General features: G+C 74.3%; 25 protein-coding genes. 14 read left to right on the forward strand and 11 right to left on the reverse strand.

Annotated features, from left to right (window positions below; genetic code table 11):
• Positions 1–19: 19 nt before the first annotated feature.
• Both ACQPZ4_RS26825 and ACQPZ4_RS26830 read right to left on the reverse strand, forming a co-directional pair.
• Positions 20–1,204, reverse strand: coding sequence for a low temperature requirement protein A (locus ACQPZ4_RS26825; protein WP_433040772.1), 1,185 nt, complete (start codon positions 1,202–1,204; stop codon positions 20–22).
• A gap of 19 nt (positions 1,205–1,223) precedes the next feature.
• Entirely contained in the window at positions 1,224–2,033 is an 810-nt protein-coding gene (locus ACQPZ4_RS26830) for an SAM-dependent methyltransferase (RefSeq protein ID WP_433040775.1), read from the reverse strand.
• Between the two features lie 35 nt (positions 2,034–2,068).
• Between ACQPZ4_RS26830 and ACQPZ4_RS26835 the strand changes: the two genes are divergently transcribed.
• Both ACQPZ4_RS26835 and ACQPZ4_RS26840 read left to right on the forward strand, forming a co-directional pair.
• Positions 2,069–2,836, forward strand: a complete 768-nt coding sequence (locus tag ACQPZ4_RS26835) for a ceramidase domain-containing protein (RefSeq protein ID WP_433040778.1) — start codon at positions 2,069–2,071, stop codon at positions 2,834–2,836.
• 163 nt (positions 2,837–2,999) lie between these two features.
• Positions 3,000–4,253, forward strand: coding sequence for a hypothetical protein (locus ACQPZ4_RS26840; protein ID WP_433040781.1), 1,254 nt, complete (start codon positions 3,000–3,002; stop codon positions 4,251–4,253).
• Here ACQPZ4_RS26840 and ACQPZ4_RS26845 read toward each other — a convergent pair.
• On the reverse strand, positions 4,250–5,017 hold the full coding sequence (locus ACQPZ4_RS26845; protein WP_433040784.1) for an ATP-binding protein: 768 nt from the start codon (positions 5,015–5,017) through the stop codon (positions 4,250–4,252). The genes ACQPZ4_RS26840 and ACQPZ4_RS26845 overlap by 4 nt on opposite strands.
• A gap of 176 nt (positions 5,018–5,193) precedes the next feature.
• On the opposite strand from ACQPZ4_RS26845, the gene ACQPZ4_RS26850 reads away from it, so the two are divergent.
• From ACQPZ4_RS26850 to ACQPZ4_RS26860, 3 genes are read left to right on the forward strand one after another with little or no spacing between them, the layout of a single operon-like run.
• Complete coding sequence (locus tag ACQPZ4_RS26850) at positions 5,194–5,700, forward strand: sigma-70 family RNA polymerase sigma factor (protein WP_433040786.1); 507 nt, start codon at positions 5,194–5,196, stop codon at positions 5,698–5,700.
• Entirely contained in the window at positions 5,697–6,761 is a 1,065-nt protein-coding gene (locus ACQPZ4_RS26855; protein WP_433040789.1) for a hypothetical protein, read from the forward strand. Before ACQPZ4_RS26850 ends, ACQPZ4_RS26855 begins: the two co-directional genes overlap by 4 nt.
• 5 nt (positions 6,762–6,766) lie before the next feature.
• Positions 6,767–11,227, forward strand: coding sequence for an FtsK/SpoIIIE domain-containing protein (locus ACQPZ4_RS26860; RefSeq protein ID WP_433066665.1), 4,461 nt, complete (start codon positions 6,767–6,769; stop codon positions 11,225–11,227).
• 4 nt (positions 11,228–11,231) lie between these two features.
• Here ACQPZ4_RS26860 and ACQPZ4_RS26865 read toward each other — a convergent pair whose 3' ends face one another.
• Entirely contained in the window at positions 11,232–12,839 is a 1,608-nt protein-coding gene (locus ACQPZ4_RS26865) for a hypothetical protein (protein ID WP_433040792.1), read from the reverse strand.
• A 111-nt stretch (positions 12,840–12,950) separates the two neighbouring features.
• On the opposite strand from ACQPZ4_RS26865, the gene ACQPZ4_RS26870 reads away from it, so the two are divergent.
• Positions 12,951–13,502, forward strand: coding sequence for a hypothetical protein (locus ACQPZ4_RS26870; protein ID WP_433040795.1), 552 nt, complete (start codon positions 12,951–12,953; stop codon positions 13,500–13,502).
• Here the strand turns inward: ACQPZ4_RS26870 and ACQPZ4_RS26875 are convergent.
• A complete protein-coding gene (locus ACQPZ4_RS26875) occupies positions 13,499–14,554 on the reverse strand; it encodes a class I SAM-dependent methyltransferase (RefSeq protein ID WP_433040798.1) in 1,056 nt (351 codons plus the stop codon). The genes ACQPZ4_RS26870 and ACQPZ4_RS26875 overlap by 4 nt on opposite strands.
• A 92-nt stretch (positions 14,555–14,646) precedes the next feature.
• Between ACQPZ4_RS26875 and ACQPZ4_RS26880 the strand changes: the two genes are divergently transcribed.
• The 4 genes from ACQPZ4_RS26880 to ACQPZ4_RS26895 all read left to right on the forward strand — a co-directional run bounded on the left by ACQPZ4_RS26880 (position 14,647) and on the right by ACQPZ4_RS26895 (position 19,644).
• Positions 14,647–17,685: an ATP-binding protein gene (locus tag ACQPZ4_RS26880; protein ID WP_433040801.1), complete on the forward strand. Its 3,039-nt coding sequence runs from the start codon at positions 14,647–14,649 to the stop codon at positions 17,683–17,685.
• 186 nt (positions 17,686–17,871) lie between these two features.
• The gene (locus ACQPZ4_RS26885; protein ID WP_433040804.1) at positions 17,872–18,546 is read left to right on the forward strand and encodes a hypothetical protein; all 675 of its coding nucleotides are present in this window, start codon (positions 17,872–17,874) and stop codon (positions 18,544–18,546) included.
• A 61-nt stretch (positions 18,547–18,607) separates the two neighbouring features.
• Positions 18,608–19,150 carry a hypothetical protein gene (locus ACQPZ4_RS26890; RefSeq protein ID WP_433040807.1) on the forward strand — a complete coding sequence of 181 codons (543 nt, stop codon included), beginning with the start codon at positions 18,608–18,610 and terminating at the stop codon, positions 19,148–19,150.
• Positions 19,147–19,644, forward strand: coding sequence for a signal peptidase I (locus ACQPZ4_RS26895; RefSeq protein ID WP_433040810.1), 498 nt, complete (start codon positions 19,147–19,149; stop codon positions 19,642–19,644). The genes ACQPZ4_RS26890 and ACQPZ4_RS26895 overlap by 4 nt, the downstream gene beginning before the upstream one ends.
• A 6-nt stretch (positions 19,645–19,650) precedes the next feature.
• Here ACQPZ4_RS26895 and ACQPZ4_RS26900 read toward each other — a convergent pair whose 3' ends face one another.
• Entirely contained in the window at positions 19,651–20,223 is a 573-nt protein-coding gene (locus tag ACQPZ4_RS26900) for a TetR/AcrR family transcriptional regulator (RefSeq protein WP_433040813.1), read from the reverse strand.
• 63 nt (positions 20,224–20,286) lie between these two features.
• Here ACQPZ4_RS26900 and ACQPZ4_RS26905 point away from each other — a divergent pair, with 63 nt between their 5' ends.
• Positions 20,287–21,399 carry an FAD-dependent oxidoreductase gene (locus ACQPZ4_RS26905; RefSeq protein ID WP_433040816.1) on the forward strand — a complete coding sequence of 371 codons (1,113 nt, stop codon included), beginning with the start codon at positions 20,287–20,289 and terminating at the stop codon, positions 21,397–21,399.
• Between the two features lie 19 nt (positions 21,400–21,418).
• Here the strand turns inward: ACQPZ4_RS26905 and ACQPZ4_RS26910 are convergent, their stop codons facing one another.
• The 4 genes from ACQPZ4_RS26910 to ACQPZ4_RS26925 all read right to left on the reverse strand — a co-directional run bounded on the left by ACQPZ4_RS26910 (position 21,419) and on the right by ACQPZ4_RS26925 (position 24,382).
• On the reverse strand, positions 21,419–21,724 hold the full coding sequence (locus ACQPZ4_RS26910) for a WXG100 family type VII secretion target (RefSeq protein ID WP_350617783.1): 306 nt from the start codon (positions 21,722–21,724) through the stop codon (positions 21,419–21,421).
• A gap of 12 nt (positions 21,725–21,736) precedes the next feature.
• Positions 21,737–22,615, reverse strand: a complete 879-nt coding sequence (locus ACQPZ4_RS26915) for a hypothetical protein (protein ID WP_433040819.1) — start codon at positions 22,613–22,615, stop codon at positions 21,737–21,739.
• Positions 22,616–22,681: 66 nt separating this feature from the next.
• Positions 22,682–23,503 (reverse strand): EamA family transporter, encoded by an 822-nt coding sequence (locus ACQPZ4_RS26920; RefSeq protein ID WP_433040822.1) that lies wholly within the window; start codon positions 23,501–23,503, stop codon positions 22,682–22,684.
• A gap of 279 nt (positions 23,504–23,782) precedes the next feature.
• Positions 23,783–24,382, reverse strand: a complete 600-nt coding sequence (locus ACQPZ4_RS26925) for a hypothetical protein (RefSeq protein ID WP_433040825.1) — start codon at positions 24,380–24,382, stop codon at positions 23,783–23,785.
• Positions 24,383–24,424: 42 nt separating this feature from the next.
• On the opposite strand from ACQPZ4_RS26925, the gene ACQPZ4_RS26930 reads away from it, so the two are divergent.
• A complete protein-coding gene (locus ACQPZ4_RS26930) occupies positions 24,425–24,775 on the forward strand; it encodes a hypothetical protein (RefSeq protein WP_433040828.1) in 351 nt (116 codons plus the stop codon).
• Here the strand turns inward: ACQPZ4_RS26930 and ACQPZ4_RS26935 are convergent.
• The gene (locus ACQPZ4_RS26935) at positions 24,718–25,209 is read right to left on the reverse strand and encodes a hypothetical protein (RefSeq protein ID WP_433040831.1); all 492 of its coding nucleotides are present in this window, start codon (positions 25,207–25,209) and stop codon (positions 24,718–24,720) included. The two genes, ACQPZ4_RS26930 and ACQPZ4_RS26935, sit on opposite strands and share 58 nt — an antisense overlap.
• Positions 25,210–25,299: 90 nt before the next feature.
• On the opposite strand from ACQPZ4_RS26935, the gene ACQPZ4_RS26940 reads away from it, so the two are divergent.
• Entirely contained in the window at positions 25,300–25,926 is a 627-nt protein-coding gene (locus ACQPZ4_RS26940) for a hypothetical protein (RefSeq protein WP_433040833.1), read from the forward strand.
• Positions 25,917–26,588 (forward strand): HAD family hydrolase, encoded by a 672-nt coding sequence (locus tag ACQPZ4_RS26945; RefSeq protein ID WP_433040836.1) that lies wholly within the window; start codon positions 25,917–25,919, stop codon positions 26,586–26,588. Before ACQPZ4_RS26940 ends, ACQPZ4_RS26945 begins: the two co-directional genes overlap by 10 nt.
• Positions 26,589–26,607 lie beyond the last annotated feature (19 nt).

Genomic DNA, 26,607 nt, shown 5'->3' on the forward strand with positions numbered 1-26,607 from the left:
GTGGTCAAGAATACGAACGTCACGTCTCCGCAGTCTGCAGGCGGCCCCGGCGCTGGCGCCACAGGCCGCCCAGGACCGTCAGCACCACGATCAGCCCCGTGAGGGCCACGGCGAGCGGGGTGGGCACGGCGTCGACCACGTCGTCGGCCACCGCGATCGCGATCACCGCGGGCACGGCCAGGCTCGGCCACGGCCAGGCCGCGCGCCACCGGCCGGAGGTGCCGGCGACGACGGCGGCGGTGCCCGCCAGGAAGAGGGCCATGCCGCCGTGCAGGGCCCAGCGGGCCGCGTCGGGCAGTTCGTCGGCGGGGTGGACGATGTACTGCTCGGCGCCGACCGCGAAGATCGCCAGGCCCAGGGTGAGCGGCAGGTGGCCGTAGATGTAGGCGTCGGGGACCCAGCTCTCCTGGTCGTCGCCCTCGTCCTCGAGGCGGCGCTTGCCGGCCGCGCCGCCGAGGTCGAAGTAGTTCCACCAGGCGGCGGAGACGGCGACGAAGGCGATGCCGGCCGCGGCGACGGGGGCCGCCCGCCATTCGGTCTCGTGGATGCCGGTGGCGATCGACATGATGGACTCGCCGAGCACGAGCATCACGAACAGGCCGAAGCGCTCCGGCAGGTGGTCGACATGGAGCGGGACGCCGCCGCCGAAGCGGGTGGCGAGGATCGGGGCGGCGGCCTCGGCGAGGAGGCCGGCGGTCCACAGGACGTAGCGGGCCGTACCGTCGACGGCCAGGGACACCGCCCAGAGCGCGGCGCCCGCGGCGATCCCGGCCAGGTAGATGCGGATCGTGGCGCGGGCGTCGGCGACGTGCCGCCACGCCCGCAGGTACAGCAGGAACAGCAGGACCCGGGTGGCGAGGTAGCAGCCGGCGAACACGGCCGCGGTGCCGATGCCCGCCGCCATGCCGATGACCGCGGCGGTGCCGGCGAGCTTGGCCAGGCGATAGATGACGTCGTTGGTGTCGAAGCGGTTGGCGTACAGCGTGACGGTGACCCACGACCACCACGTGACCACGAACAGCCCGGCGAACCTGGCCGCGCCCGCCCACGTGAGGTCCTTGGCCAGGTCGGTGGCGAGTTCGGCCATGACGAGCAGGTACGCCAGGTCGAAGAACAGCTCGAGCCGCGACGCCGACCGCTCGCCCTCGACGCGCAGCTCAGGGGGGCGGATCAGCGGGGCGGGACGATCTTCGTGGTCGGCCATCCCACCCCGTTGCCCCGAACTACCGCTCCCCAAGCATCCCGACGGCCCCGTAGACGGCCACCTCGGCGCCGGTCGGGCGGGGCGGCGGCTCGTTCTCGGAGCGCCAGTCGTTGACCAGCACCACGCCCGGGTCGACGAGCTCGAGGCCCTCGAACAGGGCGCTGAACTCGGCCCGGTCCCGGGGCCAGATGTCGGTCTGGCCGGCCGCGAGCATCCGGTCGTACAGGGCGGCGACGGCCGGCGGCGACGGGTCCTTGGTCGCGTTGCTCGCCACCAGGTAGCTGCCGGGCGGCAGGGCGGCCAGCAGCTCCCGGACGATCGGCAGGCCCGCGCCCTCGCCGTGGATGAAGTGCAGGACCGCGACCAGCATCAGCCCGATCGGCCGGCTGAAGTCCAGGGTGGAGCGGACCTCGGGGTGGGCCAGGATGCGGCCCGGCTCGCGCAGGTCCGCCTCCAGGTACGCGGTGCGGCCCTCCGGCGCGCTGGTCAGCAGCGCCCGGGCGTGGACCATGACCATCGGGTCGTTGTCGACGTACACGACGCGGGTCTGCGGCGCGATGGCCTGCGCGACCTCGTGGGTGTTGTCGGCGGTCGGCAGCCCGGTGCCGATGTCCAGGAACTGCCGGATGCCGACCTCGCCGGCGAGGTAGCGCACGGCGCGCTGCAGGAAGCGGCGGTTCTCCCGGGCGGCGATCGGCGCGCTGGGCCAGGCCGCCGCGATCGCGTCGCCGGAGGCCCGGTCGGCGGCGAAGTTGTCCTTGCCGCCCAGCCAGTAGTTGTACCGGCGGGCGGGATGGGCTACCGAGGTGTCGATCCGCTCAGTGGACACGCGGACAGCGTAGTGCACCGCATAATCGACACTCGATGAACGCTCGGATCTCCAGGCTCCCGGTCGTGGCCGCCGCCACGACGGCCGTGGTCTCGTGCGGGCTGCTCGCGCTCGCGGTCGCCCGCGGCTGGCTCGGGCCGGACGTCGGGCGCGGGAACACGTTCTGCGAGGCGGCGCGGGCCGGGCTGGTGAAACAGCCGGCGAACACGTTCAGCAACCTGGGGTTCGTCGTGGCCGGACTGCTCATCGCGGCCGGCCGGGGCGGCAAGCCGATCAAGACCGTGATGGCCTGCATCGTGGTCCTGCTCGGGCCGGGCAGCGCCGCCATGCACGCCACGCAGAGCGCGGCCGGCGGCGGCCTCGACGTGCTGAGCATGTACCTGATCGCCGCGTTCGCGTTCGCCTACGCCGTGATGCGGTGGCGGCGGGCGGGCTGGGCGGCGATGGGCGTCACCTTCGCGGCGGGGGTCGCGGGCTGCGAGCTGGCCGGGCTGTGGCACGAGCCGATCCCGGTCGTCATGTACGCCGGCAACGTCGCCTTCGGGCTGCTGCTCGCCGCCGCGGCCGGGCTGGAGATCGCGATCATCCGGCGCGGGGAGACCACCGGCCGGCCGGGCTTCGCGTACGCCTCGATCGGCGCGATGCTCGTCGCGTTCGGGGTGTGGAACGCGACCCAGACCTGGCTGTGCGACCCGCACTCACCGGTGCAGGGCCATGCCGTCTGGCATCTGATGACGGGGCTCGCCGCGTACCTGCTGTACCGGTACTACGACAGTGAAAACCCGCGGCCGCCCGGGGGGTGAGCGGCCGCGGTGCCTGGTTACGCCAGAAGGTACGGGCATGAGTTTCGATGCCGCTATGGGTTGGGACCCGGTTGTCCGTACGGAATCGTGTGGACTTGCCACGGGAACCAACCAAGCGCTTTGGCACCGTACGATGCCTGCACGAGCGAAACGGGGGTCACCGATGGCGCTGGCGCCGCCCGACCCCGCGCGGGCGCGTGGCCTCGACGAACTGGTCGGCTGCCTGCGCGGGCTCAAGGTGTGGGCCGGGGACCCGTCGTTCGAGACGATCACGCGGCGGATCAACCAGCGCTGGCGGGCGGCCGGGCGGCGGGCGGACGAGCTGGCGCGGCGCAGTACCGTCGTGGACTGCTTCAAGCTCGGCCGGCGGCGCATCAACGCGGACCTGATGGTCGCGGTGGTGCAGGCGCTGCACGACTATCCCGAGTACCTGGCCCGGTGGCGGGAGGCGCTGCGCGACGGGCGGGTCGGCACCGAGACGGCGGCCCAGATCCGGGTGGCCGACCGGCTGCCGCCCGGGCCCGCCGCGTTCGTCGGGCGGGCGGCCGAGCTGGCCCGCATCGACGGGCCGCTCACCGTGCTGACCGGCATGCCCGGGGCCGGCAAGACCGCCCTGGCCGTGCACGCCGCGCACCGCCTCGCCGCGGACGGGCGCTTCGAGGTCACCGTGTACGCCGACCTGCGCGGCTTCCATCCCGACGCGGCGCTGCCACCGGCGAAACCCGGCCAGGTCCTCGACGCGCTGCTGCGGCTGGCGATCGGCGGGCGGGCCCTGCTGGTGCTGGACAACGCGGCCTCGGCCGAGCAGGTCCACCCGATCCTGGAGGCGTTCCCGGCCGCCGAGGCGCTGGTCACGTCGCGGCGGCGGATCGGCGGGCCCGCGGTCGAGGTCGGTCCGCTCGGCGCTGAGGACGGCGAGCGGTTCCTGCGCACCCGGGTGCCGGGGGTGCCGGTCGGTTCGGACCCTTCGGCGTACCGCCGGATCGCCCTGCACTGCGGCGGGCTGCCGCTGGCCCTGGACCGGGCGGCGGGCGACATCGCGGCGCGGCCCGGCTGGACGGTCACCGACCACGCCGACCGGCTCGACGAGGGCCGCGGGCGCCTGGAGCTCGACGAGGGCCTCGAGGGCGTGTTCCAGCAGTCGTACCGCAAGCTGCCGCCCCGCTCGCAGCTGCTCCTGCGCCGCCTGGCATTGCACCCGGGCCCGGACCTCGGCGCCGGGGACGCGGCCGCACTGCTCGGGGCGGATGCCGAGGCGCACCTGGCCTGCCTGGCCGACGAGCACCTGATCCAGCGCCGTCCGGGCGGCCGGTACGCGCTGCACGGGCTCATCGCCACCTACGCCGCACGGCGAGGCCACGACGAGGACCGCCCCGCCGACCGCGCCGAGGCGATGGCCCGTCTCAAGAACGCCTAGGGCGCCACCGACCCGGGCAGGCGAATCACGGCCCAGACCGTCTTGCCGTGCCCGTCGGCGGCGCAGCCCCAGGCGGTGGCGTTGCGGTCCACGACATGCAGCCCGTCGCCGGGCGGGTCGGCCAGCACCGGATCGCTACGCCGCAGCGGCAGCAGCCGGGCGGGAGCGTCGGGCCGCCCGTCGCGTACGCCCAGATGCAGGTAGCTGCCGCGAAGGCTGACGGTCACGGCAATCGCGGTCCCGGCGTGCACGGCCGCGTTGTGCACGAGCTCGAACGCGACCCGCCGCGCCGCCGCGGTCACCTCCGGCACGCCCCACATCGTGCAGGCGTCCTGGGCGAGCAGCGCGGCCCGGCTCGGGGCGAGGCCGTCGGGGTCCAGCGCGAGCCGGAAGCGCTCCGGCGGCGGCGGGCCGGCCTGGGCGGCGACCCCGGCGCGGGCCCGGTCCTCGAACAGGTGCAGCTTTCGCCGCCAGAACCCCAGGTCGAGCTGGGTGCGCAGCGGCCCGCCGGCCGGGGTCACCCAGAGCAGCAGCACGCCGTAGTACTCGCGGGCGCTGTCGGCCGCCGCCTGGAACATCGAGGCGGCGGTGCCGGTCGGGTCGTCGAACGCGGTGAGGTCGACGATCACCGCGCGCGGGCAGGCGACCAGGGCCTTGCCGATCCAGACCCGCATGTCCAGCTTCTCGGCCAGGGTCAGCCGCCCCTCGACGGTGATCCAGATCAGTTCACGGTCCAGGTCGTGCACGGTCTCGGCGGTGATCACCCGTGCACTCTAATCGGCATTTGTCCGAATTAAACATATTTTCGCGGAAAACGCCGTGAGGGCATCGACGGAGATGATTTGTCGGTCGCGGGTGGCCGTCAGGTCACGCCGCGTTCACCTGTTGCTATCCGGCAACCGATGACATTCCAGTCAGCACCGCGCGGAAGGAACCACGTTTGAGCACCGTCGAGCGTCCCTGTCTCGGCCACGCACTGTTGCGGGAGCAGCCCGCCCTGCACCGGTACGTCACGTCCCTGGTCACCACCGACCCGCACCACGTCGAGGACATCGTCCAGGAGACGCTGCTGCGGGCCTGGCAGGACGCGGACCGGCTGGACCGCGACGCCCGCCCGATCCGGATGTGGCTGTTCCGCACGGCCCGCAACCTGGTCATCGACGCGTGGCGCAAGCGGCGCGCGGTGCCGGCGGGCCTGGCCCCGGAGCTCGGCGTGGACCGGCCCGACCACGGCAACCTGGCCGAGACCGTCTGCGACCGGGTGGTGCTCACCGACGGGCTGCGCCGCCTGCCCGACGCCCAGCGCGAGATCCTGGTGCACGTCCACCTGCTCGGCCGGGCCGGCGAGGACGTCGCCGCCGGGCTGGGCATCCCGCCGGGCACGGTGAAGAGCCGCACCCACCACGCCGTCCGCGCCCTGCGGGCCGTGCTGGAGCAGGCCGCGTGATCGACTTCTTCTCGCGCAATCGGGGCCCGATCAGCCTGCTCATCGGCGGGCTGGGCCTGTTCATTCTGGCCCTGATTCTCGCGACCCGGGCCGTGCGCCGGGCGGGCGGCTGGAAGGTCGTCTTCCGGCGGGCCGGCCGCGAGCTGAGACTGACCGGCGCCGCGTTCGTCCGCCCCTTTCGGCTTTGGCTCCGGTACCGCCTGAGCCTGCGCCGCCTCACGCGCGCCCTCGCCGACCCGGCCACCCGCGCCGACGCCGACCGGGCACTGCGGGCCGCGAGCGGCGGGCCCGCCCAGCCGTACGCGGTGCTCGTCGGCCCCACGTCCACGGCCGTCCTGCTGGCCGGGCGCGACCCGGGCACGCCCCCGGAGCCGTTCGCCCCCGACGAGCACGACCCGCGCCTGTGGTGGGCCGAGCGCGCGGACCTGCCCGAGCCCGACGGCGGCGATCCGCTGCCCGTGGCCCTCGGGATGACGGCGAAAGACCTCGTCGTGTACCTCGACCTGCACACCGGCCCGCGCCTGACCGCCGGCGCCGGCGACCCGCGCACCACCCGCGCCCTGATCCAGGCCATCGCGGCGCAGCTCGGCCTTGTCCTCCCGGCCGGCGCGGTGCAGGTCACGGCGGGCGTGCACCCGCGCTTCCCCGGCACCGAACCGACCGCCGACGCGGCGTTCGTCGTCTGCCCCGAGCCGCCCGCCGAGCCGGTCGCCGCGCGGGTCCTGGCCGTCGGCGGGGCCCGTGGCCAGGCGCGGCTGCTGCGCACCGAGCGCGGCGGGGTGGTGCGCATCGCGGGCGTTCCGCTGACCATCGAGACCGCCGCCCTGCCCCGGGCCGTCGCGCGACTGCTGAAGTCGGAGCCACAGGAAGTACAACCGCGGCCTGTTGAAAAGGCTCCAGAAGTGCCGGTGGTCCAGGAGTTCATGCCGGAGGAGCCGGAGACGGTGACCGGCGTGTCCGCGAACACCGCGACCGTGGCCATCGTCGAGCCGCCCAACGACTTTGACGAGCCCGAATTCGACGACGCGGCCGTGGGCCGGCGAGCCGGGGGAACCGCGTGAAGGTCATGCTCACCGCGTTCGACGCCGAGGAGGGCGCCGCCCGCGACCACATCGTCGACGTGCCCGACGGCGCCACCGTGCGCGGGCTCGCCGACGCCGTCGAGAGCCCCCTCGGCGCGGGCGGGCAGCGGGTCTACCTCGACGACCGGCGCCTGGAACCCGACGCGCCCGTGCGGGGCAGCGGCATCCGGCCCGGCGGCACCATCGGGCTCGGCGCCCCGGCCCCGGCCGCGAAGGGCGTGCGCACCGACCTCACGTCCGGCGGGCCGCTGCTGGCCGAGGTACACCTGGTGTCCGGGCCCGGCGCCGGCGCGACCTGGCGGCTCGGCGCGGGCAGCTTCGAGATCGGCGCCGCCGAGCGGTGCGCGATCCGCATCGGCGGGCCCGAGGCGCCGGCCGGCGGGCTGTGGGTGACGGTCGCGGCCGACGGCGGCGCGCGGTGGCACCTGACCCGGCCCGACGACGGCGTACGGCCCGCCGGCATCGCCCCGCCGCCCGACCCGCACCCGGTCACCGGCCTGCCGACCGCGGCCCGGCCCGTCCGCGGCGCGCTCGGCGAGCGCTGGGCCGACGGCGCCGACCTGTGCGTGGGCCCGGCCCTGCTGCGCCTGAGCGCGCCGGTCGAGCCCGACGCGGCGGTGACCGCCTCCGCCGACGGGTTCGGGCTGGACTACAACCGGCCGCCGCGGATCGCCCCGCACCTGGACGCCGAGCGGGTCCGCCTGCCGGTGCCGCCGGGCCGCACCCCCCGCCAGCCGTTCCCGATGCTGCTCCTGCTCGCCCCGATCGTGCTCGGCCTGGTCCTCGTCGGGGTCTTCCACTCCTACTTCTACCTGGTCTTCATCCTGTTCACGCCGGTCATGGCGATCACCAACTGGATGGTCGGCCGCAAGACCAACCGCAAGCAGCATCAGGAGCAGCAGCAGCGGTACGACCAGCGCCTGCGCAGCCTCGCCGGTGAGATCGACGCCGCGGTGCGCCGCGAGCGTGACGTGCGCTGCATCACCGGACCGGACCCGGCGACCGTCGGGCTGATCGCCACCGGGCCCGGCGCGCGGCTGTGGGAGCGGCGCCGCCGCGACCCCGACCACCTGCTGCTGCGCCTGGGCACCGTGGACGTGCCGTCGGTCAAGGAGATCGACGACCCGGCCCGCGACGAGAACCACCGCACCGTGCGCTGGACGATCCGCGACGTACCGGTGGGCCTGGAACTGCCCGAGATCGGCGTCCTCGGCGTGGTCGGGCCGGCCGAACCCGTGCAGGCGCTGACCCGCTGGTTCGTGGCCCAGTCCGCCGTCCTGCACAGTCCCCGCGACCTGCGGGTCGTCGTGCTCACCACGCCCGAGCGGTCCGAGGGGTGGGGCTGGGTCCGGTGGCTGCCGCACCTGCGCCCGGCCGGCGGCGGTGGCGGCGCGCACGCGGCGATCGGCAACGACCCGGAGAGCATCGCCAACCGCGTCGCCGAACTCGTCGCCCAGGTCCAGGCCCGCCAGCGGGCGCTCGGCTCGTCGATGGGCCGGGCCATGTTCACCGACCCCGACCTGCTCGTCGTCGTCGACGGCGCCCGGGCCCTGCGCGACGTGCCCGGCATGGTGCAGATCCTCGCCGACGGCCCCCGCGTGCGGATCTTCAGCGTCTGCCTCGACGAGCAGGAGCGGCTGCTGCCCGAGGAGTGCGGGGCCGTCGTCGCCGCCGACACCACGGGCCTGACCCTCAAGCGCACCGGTACCGCACCCCTGGAACACATCCGCGCCGACCTGGTGCCGGTGCCGTGGTGCGAGCGGCTCGCCCGGGCCCTGACCCCGCTGCGCGACGTCAGCCCCGAGCACGACGCGGGCCTGCCGCGCGAGGTACGGCTGCTGGACCTGCTCGACCAGGAACCCCCGGACCCGGCCGCCCTGCTCGACCGGTGGCGGCGCCGGCCCGCCTCCACCACGTTCGTGCTCGGCAGCGGCTACGACGGCCCGCTCAGCCTCGACCTCGTCCGCGACGGCCCGCACGGCCTGGTCGCCGGCACCACCGGCTCCGGCAAGTCCGAGCTGCTGCAGTCGTTCGTCGCCTCGCTCGCCGCCACCAACCGGCCCGACGAGCTCACCTTCGTGCTCGTCGACTACAAGGGCGGCAGCGCCTTCCGGGAGTGCGCGCAGCTGCCGCACACCCTCGGCATGGTCACCGACCTCGACGCCCACCTGGTGCAGCGGGCCATGGACTCCCTCGGCGCCGAGCTGCGCCGCCGCGAGCGCATCCTGGCCGCGGCCGAGGCCAAGGACCTGCCCGCGTACCGGGCCAAGCGGGCCGCCGACCCGGCCCTGGCCCGGCTGCCGCGGCTGCTGCTCATCATCGACGAGTTCGCGACCCTCGTCCGGGAGCTGCCGGACTTCGTGCCCGGCCTGATCAGCATCGCCCAGCGCGGCCGCTCGCTGGGCATCCACCTGATCCTCGCCACCCAGCGCCCGGCCGGCGCGGTCACCCCGGACATCAAGGCCAACACCAACCTGCGCATCGCCCTGCGGGTCACCGACACCGTCGAGAGCCAGGACATCATCGACACCGGCGAGGCGGTGCACATCTCCCCCGGTACGCCGGGCCGCGCCCTCATCCGCGCCGGGCACCGCAGCGCCGTGCCGTTCCAGGCGGCCTGGGTCGGCGCCGAGCGGCCCGGCACCAGCCCGGAGGAGCCGGCGGCGCCGGCCGTCCCCGACCGGGTCCGCACCGCGGAGCTGTCCTGGCAGCGGCTCGGCCGGCCGGTGGAGCTGCCGGTCGAGGACGTCGACCCGCTGCTGCCCGGCCCCGTCGTCCCCACCGACCTGCAGGCCCTCGTCGCGGCGATCCGGGCCGCGGCCGAGCGGCTCGACGACTTCGTGCGCCAGCCCAGCCCGTGGCTCGCCGCGCTCGAGGACAAGGTGCTGCTTGAGGAGCTGCCGGCGGTACCGACGCGGAAGGACCGGCATGCGAGCGTGCCGGCGCCGATCCCGTATGCCCTGGAGGACGTGCCCGCGCTGCAGCAGCGGCGGGTGGCCACCGTCGACCTCGCCACGTTCGGGCACCTCTACGTCGTCGGCGCGCCCCGCTCCGGCCGCACCCAGGTGCTGCGGACGATCGCGGCGTCGGCGGCCCGGCGGGCGGCGGTGGCAGACGTGCACATGTACGGCATCGACGCGGCCGGCGGCGGCCTCGCCGCCCTCGAAACCCTGCCGCACTGCGGGGCGGTCGTGTCCCGGCACGACATGGAACGCCTGGAGCGGCTCCTGCGCCGGCTCGGCCGCGAGCTCACCGACCGCCAGGAGCGGGCCGCGAACGCCAACGCGGCCGGCATCGTCGAGCTGCGCCGCCGCCTGCCCGCGGCCGAGCGGCCCGCGCACATCCTGCTGTTCGTCGACGGCTGGGACGCCCTGGCCCCGATCCTCGACGAGCACGACCAGGGCCGGCTGCTGACCGACATCACCCGCCTGGTCCGCGAGGGCGCCGCGGCCGGCATCCACGTCATCGCCACCTCCGAGCGGGCCCTGCTCGGCGGCCGGCTCGCCGCGCACAACGACCACAAGCTGCTGCTGCGCCAGGCCGACCGCAACGACTACCAGCTCGTCGGCATCCTGCCCAGCAAGGTCCCCGGCACCATCGTCGCCGGCCGCGGCTGGCACGTGCTGAGCCGCACCGAGACCCAGATCGCGCTGCTGGACGCCGACGACAGCGCCCAGGCCGAGGCTCTTCGGCGTATCGGCTCTCGCCTGGTTGTCGCTGAGAATTCCTCAAAGCCGTTCCCGGTGGCGCCGCTGCCGGGGCGGGTCGCCTTCACCGACGCGTACGCGCTCGTCCCCGACGCGCAGAAGCGGCCCATGCAGGCCCTGCTCGGCGTCGGCGGCGACGAGGGCGGCGCGGTCCTCGCCGACCTGACCGCCACCTCGTCGTTCTTCGTCGGCGGCCCGGCCGGCGCCGGGCGCAGCAACGCCCTGGCCGCGATCGCCGTGTCGCTGCTGACCGGCGGGACCGGCCTGGTCGTGCTGACCCCGCGCGACTCGCCGCTCAGAGCCCTGGCGCGCCAGCCCCGGGTACGGCTGCTCGACGAGCCGGACCCGGCGGCCGACGCGGTCGCCGCGGCCATGGACGAGCTCGGCGGCCCGGTCGTCGTCCTCGTCGACGACGCGGACCTGCTCACCGCCCCCGCCGCCGACAAGGTCCTGCGCGACGTGGCCGCCGGTGGGCGCGACAAGGGCCGCGCCGTCGTCTACGCCGGGTCGGCCGACGCGCTGTCGATCGCCCTGGGCAGCTGGCTGACCGCGGCCCGCCGCTCCCGCCGCGGCCTGCTGCTCACCCCGCGCTCGATCACCGAGGGCGACGCGATCGGGGCGCGGCTGGTCAGCAGCCAGGTCCGCAACGCCGCCCCGCCCGGCCGGGCGTTCACCGGCGGGCCGGGCGGGGCGGCGATCGCGGTCCAGATCCCGCTGACCGTCCTGCGGGAGGACTGAGCGGCTACTGCAGGATGCGGTAGTCGTAGCCGCCCTTCGCGTCGCCCCGCATGAGGTCGGTGCGGTACTTCTCGCAGTTGCCGGTGGTCGGGTCCTCCACCGGGCACTGGGCGTTGAGGACGACGAGGGAGACGGTCACGTACTGGCCGTCGGGCAGGGTCGTGGTCATCGAGGGCGGTTCGCCGCCCGGGCCGCAGACGCGCCGGCTCGCCGCGTCGCCGAGCCGGGTCCAGACGCCGGTGGACCAGTTCAACAGCCAGAAGGTGCCGCTGCTCGCGTTGCAGTTCCACAGGTCGAGGGTCTTGATGCCGACCTGCGGCGGCGGGTCGGTGTGCCCGCAGACGTTGACGAACCGGTCGGCGTACCCGGTCTTCTCGGCGAAGATGGAGACGCAGAAGTCGGCGTTGGACGGCAGCCCGGTGAAGGTCGCCTTCAGGAACCCGCCGGTGCCGGCGGCGGCCGGGACGAGCTGGGTTCCCCGGCTCGACGCCACCCGGTAGCGGTCCTCGCCGTTGGCGTTGTCGCGCCACTCGAACGTGAGCGAGGTCGGGGTGACGGCGACGACCCGCGCCGCGTCGGCCTGTGGCAGAGCCGGATAGAGCACCAGCACGCAGCTGGCCGGCCCGGTCGCGACCCCGTAGGCGTTGCTGGCCGAGGCCCGGTAGCAGTACGTCTGCCCGCCGGCCGCGGTGCGGTCCTGGTACGTCTGGCCGGCGCCGTTGCCGGTGAAGCTCTGCAGCAGGCCCCACGGCCCGTTGGCGGTCGGCGCGCGGTGCACCTGCCAGGCCGTCGTCTCCACGCCGGGCGTCGCCACCCGGACCTGGGCGAACGGCGTGGCGTCGAGGCCGCCGTTGGTCGCGGTGAGCACCGGCGCCGTCGGCGGGCCGCCCTGCACGACCGTCCTGCAGCCCAGGCTCGTGTCGGCGCCGCCGGCCACGTTGAGCGCGACGACGCAGGCCTCGTAGCTGCCGCGCGGCTGCGGGTAGGTGACGTCGTAGCCGTGGGCGGAGCCGTAGACCGGGAAGACCGCGCCGACGTCGGGCCGGTTGCCCGACGCGGTGAGCGTGGGCTGGACCGCGCCGTTCAACGCGATGCGGACCGCGATCGGCGCGGTGGTGTCCTCGTCGATGGCCCAGCCCTTGACCCGTACGCCGGCCGGTGACGCCGACACCTCGTCGAGGTAGCCCATCGGCGACACCCGCAGCGGCCCGGGCAGGCAGCCGACGCCGTTGGGGGCCACGACACCCTGGTTGAGGGCGATCGCGCAGACCGAGGCGGCGTCCTGGGCCGCATAGCTGCCGCCGAAGGTGCCGGTGCTGCCGACGAGCCAGGTCGTCACGTACGTGGTGCCGACCCTGAGCCGGACCGTCAGCCGGCCGGTCGCGTCGGGGTCGTAGGCCCGGCCGGCGATCGTGAAGCCGGCCGGGGTCCGGCTGAAGCTCGTGATCTCCACCGTCGGCTCGATGCCGTTGTCGCCGGGCGTCTCGCAGACCGGCGGCGGGTTGGGGACGTCGCAGTTCGGGGCGGCCGCGGCCGGTCCCGCGCCGGCGGCGACCAGGCCGCCGGTGAGCAGGAGCGCCGCCGCCGCCAGGCGTAAGAGTCGGGTTCGCATAGCAGCGAGGGTGGACGGCGCCGGTCGTGTCCGGCGAGGTTCCCGGACAGCGGGCGACGGAATGCGGACAGTCACGGGAGGTCACGACCGTCGATTCCTACCGTGGCCGGTGTGAGCCTGGTCGATCCGACGGACGAGTTCGCTGCGCAGCTGCGCGACCTGCGCGCGGCGTGCGGGAACCCGAGCGTGCGCAAGCTCGAGGTCGCGCTGCGCGAGGCCGGTCACCCGTTCCCGCGCTCGACGATCAGCGACAAGCTGGCCGGCGTCTCCCGCCCGTCGTGGGAGTTCGTGCACGCCTTCGTGCTCACCTGCGCCCGGCTCGGTGAGGAAGTAGTCGACGTGCACGACTGGCGGGCCCGGCACCGCCGGATGCTGCGCCGCCTCGCCGCCCGCCGCAGCGAGGACCGGGCCGCCGGCGCCGCCAGCAGCGAGCTCGCCGACCGCCCGCCGCGCCTGGAGCCGGTCTACCACGACACCATGCGCCTGCTCACCGCCGACGGCCCGCACGCGCCGGTCGACCGGTGCGTGCGGGTCGCGCTGGTCCAGGGCGTGCGGTTCGTGGCCCACCTGGCCGGCGTCCGCCCGACGATGACGATCGCGGAGCTGGTGGCGGCGCTGGGCGAGGAGGAGTTCGTCCGCTCCGTCGCCGCCGAGCTGGACTAGCGGGTCAGCTCGTACAGCGTGTTGAACGGGTTCTCCATGTCGACGCGGCGGCAGGCGGCGAAGCCGGCCTCGGCGGACAGGCGGGCCAGGACGGGCTCGGGCAGGCCCAGGGTGCCCAGCCCGGCGCCGCCCTCGGCGAGGGAGGTCGTCATGCAGTACAACATCGAGAAGCCGTAGAGCAGGGTCGCGATCGGCCCCACGTTCTCCACCGTCCGGTCCGAACAGTTGATCTCCAGGCACAGGTAGCGCCCGCCGGGCCGCAGGCCGTCGCGGATCGCGCGCAGCAGCCCGGCCGGGTCGACGGCGTCGTGCACCACGTCGAACGTGGTGATCACGTCGTAGGCCTCGGGCAGGCCGCCGGAGGCGTCGAGCACCTCGTAGCGCAGCCGGTCGGCCACGCCCGCCGCCTCCGCCGCCGCCCGGGCCGCCGCAACGGCGCTCGGCGACACGTCGTAGCCGGTGCCGGTGGCCGTCGGGTAGGCCTTGGCCAGCTCGATCAGGGCCTGGCCGGTGCCGCAGCCGACGTCGGCGATCCGGGCTCCGGCGCGCAGTTTCGCCTCGACCTCGGGTACCAGCGGCAGCCAGAGTTGCACGAGCATGTTGCGGTGCCACTGGGCGGTGAACCGGCTCGTCCCTTCGGCGACGTCGGGGTGCAGCTCGTCGGCCCGGACCCCGCCGCCGTCCCGGAACGCGGAGGCGACGGTGTCGTAGCGCTGGGTGGCGCCGACGAGCTCCTGGTGCACGCCGCCGAAGAACGCCGGGCCGGGCTCGACGGCGAGCGTCGGGGCGTGCTCGGCGGGCAGCTCGAAGCGCTGCTGGGCCGGGTCGTAGCGCAGGTATCCGGCGGCGTGCAGGCCGGCGGCCCACTCGCGCACGTACCGCTCGTCGAGCCCGGCGCGGCGGGCCAGTTCGCCGCTGGTGCCGGGGCCGCCCTTGGCGAGCTCCTTGAACAGCCCGGCCCGGTCGCCGAGCGCGGCGAGCACGACGGTGGCGAAGGCGGCGGTGTCGGCCAGCACGCGCCCGGTGAACTCGGCGGCCTTGGTCTCGTCCATCTGGTACCTCCAAAATCGTTGTTGCCTCCTGCGGCGTTCATCGGCCCGTTCACCCGAGCTGAACACCGCACCGAACGGCCTACGGTGGCCACGTGGAGGTGTTCGTCGGCCGCGAGCACGAGCTGGCGGCGCTGGCCTCGGCGCGGGCGGCCGCGGCGGCGGGCGAGGCGCGGCCGGTCCTGGTCTGCGGCGACCCGGGCCTGGGCAAGACCGCCCTGCTGCGCGAGTTCACCCGCCGCGCCCGGGCCGGCGGCGCCACGGTGCTGTGGGGCGGGGCGTGGGAGGACGGCGGCGCTCCCCCGTACTGGCCGTGGATGCAGGTCCTGCGCCAGGCCGGCGACGACTCGCCGTTCACCGGCGCCGAGTTCGGGTCGCGGTTCGCGCTCTTCGACGCCGCCTGTGCGGTGCTGTCCCGGGCCCCCGCACCGCTGGTGGTGGTGCTCGACGACCTGCACGCGGCGGGGCATCCGTCGGCGCTGCTGCTGCGGTTCGCGGCGGCCAACCTGCCGGGGGTACTGCTCGTGGCGGCCCTGCGCCCGGCCGAGGCGCGACTGGACCCGGGGCTGCGCTCGGTGGTCGCCGCGCTGGAGTCCTCGGGCACGGTGCTGACGCTGCCGGGGCTGGCCCCGGCGGAGATCCGGCTGCTGCTGCCCGACGCGGGTGACGCGGTGCTCGACGCCGTAGCCCGCCGGGGCGAGGGCAGCCCGCTGTTCGTGACCCAGGTCGCTCGGCTGCTCGGACGGGAGGCGGCGACCGTCGAGGAGGTTCCCGTGCCCGCCTCGATCCGCCAGGCCGTGGCCCGGCTGATCGCGCCGCTCGGTCCGGGCGCTCCTGACGTGCTGGCCACGGCGGCCGCGCTCGGCGCCCACGTCGATCCCGCGCTGGTCGCCGCGCTGGAGGAGGAGCCGGCGCGGGCGGTGCTCGACGGTGCGGCGCAGAGCGGCCTGCTGGTGGCCGGGCCGGGGGGTTACCGGTTCGGGCATGCGCTCATCCGGGAGGCGCTGCTGGCCGACCTCACGCCACTCGCGCGGGCCGAGCGGCATCTGCACATCGCGGGCGCCTTGGAGCTTCCGTCGTGGCGTGGGCGGACGGGTGCCGCCGAACTGGCCCGGCACTACCGGCTCGCCCAGGCCACCGGACCCGCCGCCGTGGCCGCTGCCGTGCGATATGCCACGCTCGCCGGGGACGAGGCCCTCACCGCGCTCGCACCCGAGGAGGCGGCCGAGCAGTTCCGGCATGCCCTCGACGCGCTCGGCCGCAGTCCCCGGCCCGAGCCTGGCCAGCGTGGCGACCTGCTGCTGCAGTTGGCGAGGGCCCTGGACGCGGCGGCCGATCCGGGGGCCGCCGCGGTGGTCGGCGAGGCCGTGGAGCTCGCCCGGCGGACCGGTGACAGCGGACAGCTCGCCGCCGCGGCACTGCTCGCCGCGCGGCATCTGGACTTCAACGCGCCCGGTGACTCGATCGCCGCGCTGCTGCGGGAAGCCGCCGAGGCGCTGCCGATCGGCGAGGCCGCGCTGCGGGCTCAGGTGCTGGCACGGCTCGCGTTCGTGCAGGCGCCCGATCTGGAGGCGGCGCGGGTCACCGCCGACGCGGCCGTGGCCGAGGCCGGGCGGGCCGATCCGAGCGAACCGGCGGCGCGCGCGGCCGCCCTGGCCGCGCGGCACCACACGCGGTGGGGTACGCAGGAGCCCGCCGACGCCCTCGCCGACGCGAGCGGCATCGTCGACGCGGCGCGGCGGGCGCGTGATCCGGGTACCGAGCTCGACGGGCGGGTCCTCGTGCTCACCCACCTCCTGGAGGTCGGCGACGGGCCCGCCGCGCGGCGCGTGCTGCCCGAACTGGACCGGCTCGCCGGCACGCTGCGGCACCCCTCGGCGCGGCTCGTCGCGCTGTCGCGGCGGGCCGCCCTCGCCACGCTCGACGGGGACTTCGCCGAAGGGGCCCGCGCGGCGACCGAGGCGTGGGAGGCCGGGCGCCGGGCCGGACTGCCCGACGCCGACGCGGTGCGGTGGGGGCAGGTCCACGCCATCTGGGTGCACACCGACGTGCCCGCCGAGGACCTGGACTGGACGGTGCGGACGCTGCGGGAGCTCGTCGCGCACTCGCATCGGGCGTTCGCGCATGCGCCGGCGCTCGTGCAGTTCGAGGCGGCCGCCGGAGACGTCGAGCAGGCCCGGGGGCGGCTCGACGACCTCGTCGAGCACGGGCTCGACCGGCAGCGGCCCGACATGGTGCTCGTCTGGGCGCTCACCCACCTGGCCGAGGCCGTCTGTGTGCTCGGCGCCGCCGAACATGCCCGCCGGGTGTACCGCGCGCTGCTCCCCTACGCCGGGCGCGCCGCCGTCGAGGCCGGGGCGGTCTCGTGTTCCGGGGCCACCGACTTCTACCTCGGGCGGCTGGCGGCACTGGACGGGGACGCCGAATCCGCCGGGCGGCACTACCGGGTGGCGGAGCGGCTGCACCGCTCGCTCGGGGCGCGGCCGATGCTGGCCCGGACGCTCGCCGAGCTCGGGGAGGTCGCCGAGGCGCGGGCGCTCGCCGGGGCCTGCGGGATGACCCGGCTGCTCGCCCGGCTCGGCGATGCGCGGCTCGTCCTGCGCCTCGAGCAGGACGGGTGGCTCGTCGCGTTCGCGGGCGAGTCCTCCCGGGTGCCCGACAGCCTCGGCCTGCGCTACCTGGCACTGCTCGTGCGCAGTCCCGGCCGGGAGGTTTCCGCCGTCGAGCTCGTACAGCTGGCGGCGTCGACCGGCACCGGCAGTACCGGCGAAGGCTTGGACATGGCCGGTGGTGGACGCGGCGACGAGGTGCTCGACGCGCGGGCCCGCGGCGAGTATCGCCGGCGGCTCGCCGAGCTCGACGACGACCTCGCCGAGGCCGAGCACTGGCACGACCAGGAGCGCGCCGCGCGGCTGCGGGCCGAGCGGGACTTCCTGATCCAGGAGCTCAGCGCGGCCGCGGGGCTCGGCGGGCGGACCCGGCGGCTGGGCTCCGACGCCGAGCGGGCCCGGCTCAACGTGACCCGGGCCATCCGCACCGCCATCGCCCGCATCCGGGAGCGGGCCCCGGCGACCGGCGCCCACCTCGACGCCGCCGTGCGCACCGGGACGCGCTGCTCGTACCGACCCGGCTGACACGGATTGCGAACACCCCGCCGTGTGACACGCGGTGCCGGCCGGGACTCGTGGGGCGGCGCTGGTTGCCGGGTGGTTGCCGGTGTACAGCACCTGAGTGCACCCCTCAACCGGGCGGATGACACGCCGACGTCCCTGTCGACCCATCAGCCGGGTCCAGCCACGACGAGTCAGGGGACACGGAATATGAGCACGGATGCGATGACCACCCACCACGAGCACGCGGCCACCTGCACGGCGGCCCGGCCCGGCCGGCACGCCCGGCACGCCCGCGCGGGCATGGGCGGGAAGGTCCGCCGGGTCACCGCGCTCGGCCTGGCCCTCGGCGGCGCCGTGCTGATCGGCAACGGGGCGTTCTCGAGCTGGACCACGACCGCCGAGGTCAACTCCGGCGGGCTGTCCACGGCCAGCGGTACCCCGACCCTCGTCGACACCAACGGCGGCCAGTTCGTCACCGCCGTGTCGAACCTGCTGCCCGGCGACTACTTCTACCGCTACGTCGACGTACGCAACGACGGCACCCTGACCAGCACCTTCACCGGCAGCGTGGGCGTCACCGGGGACCTCGCCGGGCAGATCGCGGTCGACGCGACGACCTGCACCGCCACCTGGACGACCGTGAACGGCGTCAGCACCTGCTCCGGCACCACCGGCGGCATCGGGTCCGGCACGCCGGCGCTGAACAGCCCCGTCGCCATCAACCACGGCTCCCTCGCACCGGGGGCGGCGGCGACGCAGCACGTGCGGTACAAGTTCACGTTCTCCAGCTCTGCCCCGGCCTCGCTGCAGGGCAAGAGCGGCTCGATCAGCCTGTCGGTGAGCAACGCCCTCGTCGGCGGCAGCGACCGGACCGGCGGCTGACCCAGCCATGCGCCAGGCGGACTGTGCCTGCGGGGGCGGTGAGGAGCGCCGCCGCGGGATCGTGACGCGGACGCTCCTCGCCGTGGCCCTCGTGGCCACCGTCCTGTGCGCCGGCCCCATCCGGCCGGCGCACGCCGCCTGGGGACCGCCGACGACCCGCGCGGCGGCGATGTCCAGCGCCCTGCTCAGCAGCGCCTTCCAGGTCGTCACGGGCGGGGGCGTGCTGAGCGCGGACGGGCGGCAGTACCAGATCGCCAGCCTGCTCGTCGGCGGCAACAGCTACATCGACCTCGTCAACACCTCGACCGTGCCGGCCACGCTCGGGCTCAAGCTGTCGCTGACCACGATCCTGGGCTCCAGCCCGGCCATCGTCTGCTCGGTGGCCTGGAACCAGACCACCAACGCCTGCCCCGGCACGTCCACGACGGTCGGCATCACCGTCACCATCGGCACCACCACCGGCGCCTACACCACGCCCGCGCCGCTGCCGGTCGGCGGCCACATCTACATGAAGGTCGTCAGCGGCGGTATCGCCAGCGGCGTCACCTTCACCGCCGACACCGTCACCGCCGCCCGCACCGCCACCGACAGGAGCGCCGCATGAGCCTCGTCCGCCGTACCGGCACCGCCCTGCTGCTGCTCGCCGCGGCCGCCTTCGCCGTCGCGAGCCTGTTCGGTGTCCGGTTCCTGCCGATCCTGACCGGTTCGATGACCCCGTACTCCCCCGCCGGCTCCCTGGTGGTGACGGTCCCCGTCGACGCCGCCCAGATCCACACCGGCGACGTGATCGCGTTCAAGCCGCCGGCCCCGTTCGTCGTCAACGGCGGCCGGCCGGTCATGCACCGCGTGCAGACCATCGGCACGGCCGCCGGCAAGCCGTTCATGACCACCAAGGGCGACGCGAACCAGCAGGCCGACCCGTGGCAGGTGTCCCTCGACGGCGGGCAGTTCCGCAAGGCCGTGTTCGTGGTACCGCACGTCGGGCGGATCTTCGCCGGCGGCGTGCAGTCGAACCTGATGCTGGTGGCCGGTGGGGTCGCCCTGACGATGGGCCTGGGCACGCTGCGCACCCCGGCCCCGGCGCGCCGCTGCTGCTGACGCTTGTCAGGCGGGCGGCTGCCAGCCGTGCTCGATGATGTCCATGATGCGCCCGGCCGCCGCCTCGGGGTCGGGGTGATGCTTGGCGAGGGTCGGGATCTGCAGGAAGAACCGGGCGAGGGTACGGCAGGCGAGGTCGTCGTCCGGGAGGCCGTACTCGCCGGCGATCGCGGCGCCGAGCCGCTCGGCGTGCCGGGTCCACATGCGCTCGGCGTACTCGCGCAGCGCCGGGGTGCCGTCCACCAGCGCGGTGAACCGGGCCAGCTCCGGCGACGTGCCGACGGGCAGCCAGGTGCCGCGCACGTACCCGCGCAGCGCGTCGAGCACGCCGGTGCCCGGGGCGCGTTCGCGCACGGCGGCGACCAGCCCCGCCTCCCGGTCCTGCTCCTCGTCGAAGACCAGCGCCTCCTTGCCCGGGAAGTGCTTGAACAGCGTCGTGGTGGACACGTCGGCGGCGTCGGCGATGTCGCGGATGCTGACCTGGTCGTAGCCGCGGGCCAGGAACAGTGCCAGGGCGGCGTCGGCGATCGCCTGGCGGGTGGCGGCCTTCTTGCGCTCGCGGCGCCCTCCTTCACTCATAGGTTGACTCTATCACTAAGTTGAGTCATTGCACTTTTGTACTGAGTCTGCTGTTCTGAGGTCATGCTGCACATCATCGGAGCGGGGCCCGGTGGACTCACCTGCGCCCGCATCCTGCAACGGCACGGCATCGACGTCACCGTCCACGACCGCGACGCCGGCCCGGACGCCCGCAACCAGGGCGGCACCCTCGACCTGCGCGCCGAGGACGGCCAGCTCGCGCTGCGCGAGGCCGGCCTGTTCGACGAGTTCCTGCGGCTCGCCCGGCCCGAGGGGCAGGAGATGCGCCAGGTCGACACGACCGGCGCGACGCTGTTCCACCATGTGCCGGAGGCGGGCGAGCTGTTCAAGCCCGAGATCGACCGCGGCCAGCTGCGCGACCTGCTGCTGCACTCCCTCGAACCCGGCACCGTGCGGTGGGGCCGGTCCCTGCGGGCCGTCGGCCCGGCGGTGGACGGCGTCCGGGAGCTGCGCTTCGCCGACGGGACGACCGAGCAGGCGGCGCTCGTCATCGGGGCCGACGGGGCCTTCTCGCGGGTGCGGCCGGCGGTTTCGGCGGCGGTACCGCAGTACAGCGGCGTGAGTTTCCTCGAGGCCTGGTTCACCGGCGTCGAGGACCGGCACCCGGACCTCGCCGCGTTCGTGGGCTCCGGCAGCACCGCCGGGGCCGACGGCGAGCGCGGCCTGTTCGCCCAGCGCAACAGCGGCAGCGCCATCCGGGTGTACATCATCCAGCGCGTCGCCGCCGGCTGGCTCGCGGAGGCCGGGCTGGGCATCGGCGACACCGAGGCGATCCGCGCCCGGCTCCTCGACGCGTTCGCGGGCTGGTCGCCGCTGCTGCGCCGGCTGATCACCGACAACGACGGGCCGTATGTCGAGCGGCCCATCTACGCACTGCCGGTACCACATGGGTGGGAACACGATCCGACCGTCACCCTGCTCGGCGATGCCGCGCACCTCATGCCGCCGCTGGGTGTCGGGGTCAACCTGGCGATGCTCGACGCGAGCGACCTCGCCCTGTCCCTCGCCGCGCATGCGGACCTCGGCGAGGCGGTGCGGGCCTACGAGGCGGCGATGCTCCCGCGCTCGGCGGACATGCAGCGCGCGACCGAGGGCGGCGCCGAGTTCCTGCTCTCCGCCGAGGTGCCCGATTTCGGGTACGGCGAGCAGGCCTGACGGCGCCGCCTCGCGCGACTCAGCTGCCGGCGCTGCGGATCTTGCCCGCCATGTCCGTGTCCATCTCCTCCATCGAGGTGCGGATGTCGCGGAACTGCTTGGCGAAGTCGTTGATGCCCTTCATCGCGGCGAGCAGCGAGGTGTTGAACTTCTCGTAGGACTCCTTCATCGCCGGGCTGGACTGCTGGAACACCAGGCCGTCCTCGAGCAGGTTCGACACGTCGCTGCGCAGCGACTCCAGCATCGGCAGGATGTCGCGGACGGCGCCGTCGAGGCGGGTCGACGTCGCCTCGATCTTCTCGTAGTCGAGGGAGATGTTGGGCATTGGGGCGGACTCCTAAAACATCGGCGTCGGATAATATGTGTCGTCCACGGGCTCGGTCTTGCTCGTCTCGTCCCACTTGGCGTAGCGGTCGGGGCGCGAGTACTCGGTCACCGTGCCGTCCGGCTCGCTGACGGTCATGGTGCCGCCGCCGTTGTCGTTCAGCGCGATGACGGTGTGCGTGGTCTTGCCGTCCTGATCGGTGGTGTCGGTCGTCGACGAGCCGTGCTCACCGGTCGTGGTCACCGAGTGCGTCGTGCTGCCGTCGCTGAAGACGGTGTCGGTGGTGTAGTTCTTGCCGCCGTCGCTGTACGTGGTCGTCGAGGTGTACTTCTGGTCGCCGTTGACGACCGTCGTCTCCTCCTTGACCACGTTGTTGTGCTCGTCCAGCGTCAGGTGCGTGTGCACCGAGCCGGTGGCGGTGTTGATCGTCATGTCGGTGGGCGGCGGCCCCGGGTCGGTCGCCGAGCAGAAGTCCGGCATCGTGCCGTCGGCGCCGGGGACGCAGTCGCCGCGGTGGCCCTGCAGGTAGTCCCACTCGGCCTTCTTGTCCTTCCACCGGTCCAGGTCGAGGGTGGAGCCCATCATCCCCATGCCGTCGGCGATCTGGGCGTCGACGTCGAAGTACCCGTCGGCCACGGCGCCGAAGATGTCGCCGAGCTCGCGCAGGTCGTCCTCGGCCTTGCTCATCGGGTGCTGCGCCCGCCGGTACAGGCTGCGGAAACTCTCGGCCAGTCCCTCGTTGCCGAAGACCGCGTCGCTGTCGCCGTACTCGATGCTGCCGACCTGCGAGAACACGGTGTCGCCGAGCCGGGGCCCGATCCGGTCGGCCAGGTCGTGCAGGTCCTTGCGGGCCTGGTGCAGCAGCCCGTAGTCGATCGCGAAGTCGGGCAAGGCGGCGCTCCTTCCGGGGGTCCCGCCTCGACCACGTCTGAGCCCGCCCTGCGGTTCACCCGCGTTTCAGAAGCTGACCAGCACGATCCCGGCGACGACGATCCCGGCCGCGACGGCCCGCCGCGCGCCGAGCCCCTCCTGGAAGAACACGGCCCCGATGAGCGCTCCGATGACGATGCTGGTCTCCCGCAGCGCCGCGATCGCCGCGGTCGCGCCGCTGGTCTGGGCGACGAGCACGAGTCCGTACGCCACGAGCGACACCAGCCCCCCGCCGACCCCGATGGCGACGGTGCCGAGCCCGGTCGTTTGCAGCTCGCGCCGCCGCCGGATGAGGGCGATGACCGGCAGGACCGGCCCCTGCAGCAGGAACATCCAGGCGGCGTACACGGGAACGGGGCTGACCTGCACCGCGGTAGCGTCGATCACGGTGTACGCGGCGATGGCCACCCCGGTCGCCACCGCCGCCCCGACCGCGCGCCGGTCGCGCCGCCCGCCCCGCGCGAGGCTGAGCAGTCCCAGGGTCACCACGAGGATGCCGGCGGCCTGCACGAGCGGCAGCCGGTGCCCGAGCGCCACCTCGACAACCGCGACGAGCCAGGGTGCGGTACCGCGGGCGATCGGGTACGACTGGCTGAAGTCCCCGAGCTCGTAGCTGGCCCACAGCAGCAGGACGTAGACGACGTGCACGGCCGCCGAGGTCACGACGTAGGGCCAGGCGGCGGCCGGGGGCAGCCCGAGCAGCAGCGCCCCGGCTCCCCCGGCCCCGACGTAGGCGAGCCCGATCAGCGCGAAGCCGACCAGCCGATCCTTGACCCCGTGCGCGAGGGCGTTCCAGGTCGCGTGCAGCACGGCGGCGAAGAGCGTGAGCGCGATGACGTGCGCGTCCATTGTGGAGGCTCCTTGGCGTCGGCCCACCGTTCGATGGGCACGTCGGAAACGGAGCCCTCCGGGTTTCTATCCCTTCAGGTGTCGGCCGCGGCCATAGCTGTGTATGGCGCTGACGACCGTGGCGCCGCTCGGTCCAGACCCTGACCGCCCTGATTGTGGGGCAGAAGGCGGGCGGCAGACGGAACCCAAGGCGCAACCACGTGCTGCCTCGACCCTAGTGGATCTGTCCCGGGACGTCACACCGCCGGCCTGTGATCCGGGTCGCCGCCGGTCGTCGCGTCACGGCACACCGTAGATGCCGGGCGCGGTCACGGCGGCGTCGTCGATCGTGTTCGGGTCGACGCTCCACCGCCCGGCCATGGCCATCACGTGGGACTCGGACGGCGTCGTGGCGAACCAGGTGTCCCACTCCTCCTCCGACCACAGCTCCATCCCCGGTTCCATGCCGCGGGTGCCGACGCCCAGCGCGACCTCGTCGGCGGTCGGCTCGCCGAGGAACATCGGCACGTCACCGCGTTCGCCGATGAAGCAGTACCCGCGCAGCAGCTCCCCGCCGGCGGCCCGCGCCCAGGCGTGGTACTCGGGGACCCGCTCGTTGGCGAAGAACTGGACCTCCCCCAGGCGCCGGCTGAGCTCGCACAGCCACCCGGGAAAGCGCGGGTCGGTCGCGTCGAACCCGGCCGGGACGTCCATCCGGCCGTGCGCGAGCGTCCAGCCCGGGACCGGCGCCGCCACGTACACGCCGGACTTGTACGCCCGGTCGGTGCCGTCCGCCCAGCCGAGCACCTGCCGCTCCCGCAACGCGAGCGCGTCGGCGACCTCGTCCACGGTCCGCTCGCGCACCGCCAGCCACGACGTCTTGTAACTGAACCCGGCCACGGGCCCGATCATCGCAGAACCGGCCTGGGTCATGCTGACCCGATGGAGCTGACGTGGCTGGACGGGCCGACGCTGGACGCGGTTCGCAACGGGCTGCGCGCGGTGTCCGATGCGATCGGCCCGCTGCCCGACCCGACGACGCACACCGAACCTGTGCCGGCGCAGTTCGTGACGCAGTATCAGCGACTGACCGGCACAACGGTCGACCTTGACCGCGTCATGGCCTGGCACCTGCGCACCGTCCTCGGCAACGCGCTGTGGCGCACCGAGGCCGGCGTCGCGTTGCCCGACGGGCGCACCCCGGCGCAGTGGGTCGACGACCCGACCGGCCGGTTTCAGGCCACCCGCGACAGCGCGCTGTTCGCCACGTCACGCGTCACCTGGCAGTTGTGATCGGCCTGGGCCGGCGTCAGGCTCGGCAGGAACTGGTAGTACCCCCAGACCAGCGTGTCCGCGCGGCGGGCCGCGTACTGGCACAGGCGCATCGGGACCGCCTGATCGGCATCGGTGACCAGGTTCGCGCACGACTCCTCGGCGGGCGACTCGCCGTTCGTGACCGGCGCCTGGGTGACGCTCTTGTCGCAGGCCCACCGAAGCCCGACCGCGGAGTCCTCCCGCCGCTGGGCCGGGCTTCCGGTGTACTCCTTGTTGATGTTCAGCCGCAGGACGCTCCAATCCCCACGGCTCACGTTGCTGACCTCGCACACACCGCCGGAGCCCGCATCGTCGGACGTGGTCAGCTCCGAGACGCTGATGGACCCGTCGGGAACAGCGGCATCGAGCAGCCCCGCGTCGAACAACGAGCAGACATTGCTCGTACCGAGCACAGGCGCACTGTCCCCGCAACCAGCCAGGCTGCCCAGCACGGCGGCCGCCAGTACCAACCGGATGGCGCTGCGTGCTGTAGAACGGCGAGCATGATTGTCGTCGTGACGGGCCCCAGCGCGGCGGGGAAGACGATCTGGTGCTGCGAGCACCATCCGGCCGACACCGTGCCCGAGTACGTTCCGGCCGCCGGAGACCTCGCCGGCCCGGACCCCGCCGAACAAGCGGCGTTCTGGTGCGACGTCAACGCGCGACGCTGGTCGCAGGCCCTGCACCGGGAGCGCGCCGGTGGACTCGCCGTCTGTGACGACGATCCGCTCAAGCTGCACTACAGCTGGTCGCTGGCCCGCATCGGCGCCCTCTCCCGGCATCACTGGCGGGCCGAGGTCGACGCGCACCGGCAGGCCGTGGCCGAAGGCCGGCTCGGGTTCGCCGACCTGATCCTCGTGTCCACGCCACCGGAAGAGGAACTCCGCCGGCGTCGCGACGCGGATCCCACGCGCCGACGACGCAACTTCGACCTCCATGTCCGCCTCGCCGAACCCCTGCGGCAATGGTACGAGGCCGTCGAGCGCGCCGGCGCGGCCCGGGTCGTCTGGGGACTGCCGCCGACCGGCCTGCCGGCGGCGCCACTCGGTCCAGCGGCGGACCGCTACAACCTCGCCGCCTTCGACGCCGTCCTGACCGAGTTGCCTGGCGGGGATACTTGGTGGCTGTGACGATCAAGGCGCTGATCTTCGACTTCGACGGCCTGTTGATGGACACGGAGAGCACGCTGCTCGAAAGCTGGCGTTGGGAGTGGCGGCGGCACGGTCTGGAGCTCGACCCGGCCGGCTTCTTCGCCGACCACGGCGGTGATGCGAACGAGCCGCGGTACGTGGCGCTGGCGGCGGCGGCCGGACCGGCCTACGACCGCGGTGCCAGCCACGCGTTGCGGATGGCGTACCGGGCGGAACTGAACGCGGCGCTGGACCCGGCCCCGGGCATCGTCGACTGGCTGGAACGGGCCGCGGAGCTGGGACTTCGGCTGGCGGTGGCGAGCAGTTCGGCCGTGTCCCACGTGGGCCCGATGTTGGATCGGGTGGGGCTGCGCGCGCGGTTCGAGGTGCTGGCGACCGGCGAGGAGGTGGCCGCGCACAAGCCGGACCCGGCGGTGTATCTGCTGGCGCTGGACCGGCTCGGGCTCCAGGCGCGCGACGCGGTCGCGTTCGAGGACACCGAGCACGGCGTGGCCGCGGCGCAGGCGGCCGGTCTGCGCTGCGTGGCCGTGCCGAACCCGCATGCCGACCACGCCCGCTTCGCGGCCGCCGATCTCCTCCTGGCGAGCGCCGCCGAACGGTCCCTGGACGAGGTCCTGGCCGCGCTTGAGCTCACCGCGTGAACTCGGCCCGCCGGCGGGG

Source organism: Dactylosporangium sp. CS-033363 (assembly GCF_050942475.1).
GTDB lineage: Bacteria > Actinomycetota > Actinomycetes > Mycobacteriales > Micromonosporaceae > Dactylosporangium.